Source organism: Mycobacterium sp. (assembly GCF_050701675.1).
Lineage (GTDB): Bacteria > Actinomycetota > Actinomycetes > Mycobacteriales > Mycobacteriaceae > Mycobacterium.
The window spans coordinates 1-4,359 of the sequence record NZ_JBOGDD010000056.1 but is presented as its reverse complement, the minus strand read 5'-3'; the positions used below and the strand labels follow the sequence as shown (position 1 = coordinate 4,359).

At 63.4% G+C, this 4,359-nt stretch carries 1 protein-coding gene and 1 pseudogene; one reads left to right on the top strand and one right to left on the bottom strand.

Features of this window, described 5'->3' with window-relative positions:
* A partial coding sequence (locus ACRDUX_RS01750) for a hypothetical protein (protein ID WP_526410417.1) occupies nucleotides 1-182 on the bottom strand: 182 nt, incomplete at its 3' end.
* 461 nt (nucleotides 183-643) lie between these two features.
* Here ACRDUX_RS01750 and ACRDUX_RS01745 point away from each other — a divergent pair.
* Nucleotides 644-4,359 (top strand): annotated as a pseudogene (locus ACRDUX_RS01745) (non-ribosomal peptide synthetase); the annotation flags it as partial.

The window sequence follows — 4,359 nt, the reverse complement described above, 5'->3', positions numbered from 1 at the left end:
GCCGACGCCCCGCCGACGTTCGTCTGAAGTGGGCCCACGCAAGCTAGATTGACAAGCTCCCGCGACACGCCCTCTTTTATATCTTCGGTCTCGTCGACCACCAGCAGCGCTTTCGGGTCAGACAATTGCCCGGTCACATAGTCGCGGATGTCGTCGGCATTCCTGTCGGCGCGGGAGGGCAAGTGCTGCAGCCTGTCCGGGCCACGTGGCCGAAAAAAATTCGGCCATCGTCCAGCAGTTCTTGGTCATCACACCCGGCGGGATCGCACCGGCGCTGCGGGCCGCCTCATAGCGGGAGAACCGTGGAGCAATCAGGTCCATCAGCCCGCGTCCAGGCCATTGCGCGCGGTCATGGTCTACTGCCGAACCAGCGGTTGTCGCGGGCGTCTTTCTCGTCTTCACCATCGTGAATGATGCACCGGGAACTGCTCCTACCAGCGAAAACGCGCCGCGAAGCCTCACACGTCCCGATCTGCGGCTGTACTATCAGACGCAGACTAGAGACTGGTACGTGGGCCACATAGGGCTGGGGGTTTCTGATGGAACTGGATGACTGGGCGCATCTGCCGCCGTGGGGACAGTTCGGTGGGCAACAGCAGCCGGTTCCAGCGAATATTCTTGCTACTGGGATGAGTCGGGGGCTATGACGGCTGATTCGGGTCGGCGGTTGTCGTCATTGAACTTTCTTGATGAGGCTGAGTATGCCCGCCTGGATGAGATCGGGAACCGGGCTGTTCTGACTGAGCCCTCGACGCCGGTGTCGATTCCTGCACTGTTCACACAGCAGGCCATACGTACTCCGGATGCGGTGGCGGTCAGCTTCGGGGGGCGGTCGTTGACGTATCGGGAGCTTGATGAGGCTTCGAACAGGTTGGCGCACCTGTTGATTGATCGTGGTGGCCGGGCGGGCGAGTGTGTGGCGCTGCTGTTGCCGCGGTCGGCTGATTCGGTTGTGGCGATCTTGGCGGTGCTCAAGTCCGGGGCAGCGTATCTGCCGATCGACCCCGCACTGCCTCCGGCACGGTTGGACCTCATACTCGCCGACACATACCCGATCGCGGTGCTGACCATCGCGAGACTGGCGGCCCGGCTCGAGGGATATGGCGCGGCCGTAATCGATGTCAACGACGCTTGCGTGCAGGCGCAACCCAGCGTCGGGCTTGCGCCGGTCTCTGCTGATGATCTAGCGCACGTCATTTATACGTCAGGCACCACGGGTGTTCCTAAAGGTGTTGCAGTGACACATCATAACGTGACCCAGTTGCTGACTGCTCTGCCGTCGGAGATACCTACTGGTCCGGGGGAGGTGTGGTCGCAGTGGCATTCGTTGTCCTTTGACGTGTCGGTGTGGGAGATCTGGGGTGCGCTGCTACACGGCGCCCGGCTGGTGGTGGTACCCGAGGAGATAGCACGCTCCCCAGAGGAATTGAGGGGCCTGCTCGTCACCGAAAAGGTGACCGTTCTGCATCAAACAACCTCGGCAACAACAGCTTTACCGAGCGAAGGCCTGGAATCGATCACCTTGTTGGTCGGTGGTGAGGCCTGTCCGGAGGATTTGGTGGATCGGTGGGCACCCGGTCGGGTGATCAATCAGTATGGCCCGACCGAGACCACGATGTGGGTAACGATGACTGCCCCGCTGACACCGGGGTTGGGCACCGTGCCGATCGGTTCGCCGGTGCCGGGTGCGGCGTTGTTCGTGCTCGATGGGTGGTTGCGTCCGGTGCCGATCGGGGTGGTCGGGGAGTTGTATGTGGCCGGTGCTGGGGTGGCGGTTGGCTATTGGCGTCGGCCTGGGCTATCAGGGTCGCGGTTTGTGGCGTGCCCGTTCGGGGCTCCGGGGTCGCGGATGTATCGGACCGGGGACCTGGTGCGCTGGCGCGCGGATGGGCAGTTGGACTTTCTGGGCCGAGCTGATGAACAGGTCAAGATCCGTGGTTACCGTGTCGAGTTGGGTGAAATCCAGTGCGCACTTGCTGAGTTGGACGGCGTCGAGCAGGCGGTGGTCGTTGCCCGCGGAGACCAACCCGGAGATAGACGACTGGTGGCGTATGTTACTGAGACGCTCACGGGGGCCGTTGATCTGGCCGCAACGCGTGCGGCGCTGGCTGAGCGGTTGCCCGCCTATATGGTTCCGGCGGCAACAGTAGTGCTGGTGGCGTTGCCGCTCACCCCGAATGGCAAGCTTGATAAACGAGCGCTACCCACACCCGAATACACAGGTGGTGCCTACCGTGACCCGACGAGCCCAACCGAACAAGCCCTCGCCAAAATCTACGCTCAAATCCTCGGACTCGAACGAGTCGGAACAGACGATTCCTTCTTCGACCTGGGAGGAGATTCGCTGTCGGCGATGCGTCTGATCGCCGTCATCAACGCCAGTTTGGATACGGCCCTGACGGCTCGGGCGGTGTTTGAGGCGCCGACGGTGGCGGGTTTGGCGCCGCGGATCGCTGTGGGTCTGGGTGGGATGGATCCGTTGGTGGCCGTCGCTAGGCCGGCGGTGGTGCCGCTGTCCTTTGCGCAGAGCAGGCTGTGGTTCATCGACCAGCTACAGGGTGCCTCAACGATTTACAACATGCCCACCCTGTTGCGGCTGGACGGACCCGTTGATGCCGAGGCGCTGGGTGCGGCGCTGGCGGATGTGATTACTCGCCATGAGAGCCTGCGGACGGTGTTCGTCGCACCGGAGGCAACACCGCAGCAGGTGGTGGTACCTGCGGAGAGCGCCGACTTTGGCTGGGAGGTTGTCGATGCCACCGGCTGGCCGGAAAGTCGGCTCGATGAAGCTGTCCAGGAGACAGTGGGTAGTCCATTCGACTTGACGGCCGAAATTCCTGTGCGAGCACGCCTGTTCTGTACTGACAAAGACCGGCATGTGTTGGCGGCGGTGATGCATCATGTCGCCGGTGATGGCGGATCGATTGCTCCGCTGACTCGGGATCTAGCGGTGGCGTATGCGAGCCGCTGCGCGGGGCGGGCGCCCGATTGGAAGCCGTTGGCGGTGCAGTACATCGATTACACGTTGTGGCAACGTGCACAGCTCGGTGACGTTGACGACCAGACGAGCTGTCTGGCCACGCAGTTGGGGTATTGGGAAGGCGCTTTGGCCGGGCTGCCGGAGCGGCTGGCATTGCCAACGGATCGGCCCTACCCGCCGGTGGCCGATTACCGCGGCGCTAGCGTTGAGGTGGACTGGCCGGCTGAGCTGCAGCAGCAGATAGCCAAGGCGGCCCGTGCATACAACGCGACCAGTTTCATGGTGGTGCAGACCGCACTGGCCGTGCTGCTGGCCAAGCTCAGTTCCAGTTCGGATGTGGCCGTCGGGTTTCCGATAGCCGGGCGCCGCGACCCTGCGCTCGATGATCTGGTCGGGCTCTTCGTCAACACCCTGGTACTGCGCGTCGAGCTCACCGGCGATCCGACTGTGGCCGAACTGCTGGCCCAAGTGCGCCAGCGCAGTCTGACCGCGTTCGAGAACCAGGACGTGCCCTTCGAATTGTTGGTGGAGCGGCTCAACCCCACCCGGTCACTCACACATCAACCGCTGGTGCAGGTGATGCTGGCCTGGCAGAACTACCCCGGAAACGTCATTGAGCTCGCCGACGGTCCGAGTCTCGGTGATGTCCAGGCGACGCTGCTATCAACAGACACCCAATCGGCCCGCATGGACCTTACATTCTCGCTGGCCGAACGCTTTACCGCGGCCGGTGATCCCGCGGGCATCGGCGGGACTGTCGAGTACCGCACGGATGTGTTCGAATCGAGCACCATCGAGGCATTGGTCGGACGGTTGCGGCGGGCGCTCACGGCCATGACGGCCGATCCCGCACAGCCGCTGTCGTCGCTAGACCTCCTCGATGAGTGTGAGCACGGCCACCTCGATGAGATCGGGAACCGGTCCGTGCTGACCTCTCGTCTGCCCGAGGCATCGATCCCTGAACTGTTCGCCGGGCGGGTGGCGCGCTGTCCGGACGCATTGGCGGTCACCTTCGAGGGTCGGTCGACGACCTATCGGAAGCTCGACGAGGATTCGAACCGGCTGGCGCACTGGCTCATTGATCGGGGTGCCGGAGCGGGAGAGTGTGTGGCGCTGATCTTGCCCCGCTCGGATGACGCGATCGTGGCAATTCTTGCGGTGCTCAAGTCCGGGGCAGCATATCTACCGATCGACCCCACCCTGCCTGCGGCGCGGATCGAGTTCATGCTCACCGACGCCGCCCCCATCACGGTGATCACCACCACCGACCTGCCCGCCGCGAACACCTGGCCCAGCACAGCCGTGCCGCCGCCATCCTCCGACGATCTAGCCCACATCATCTACACCTCGGGCACCACCGGTGAGCCCAAAGGTGTGGC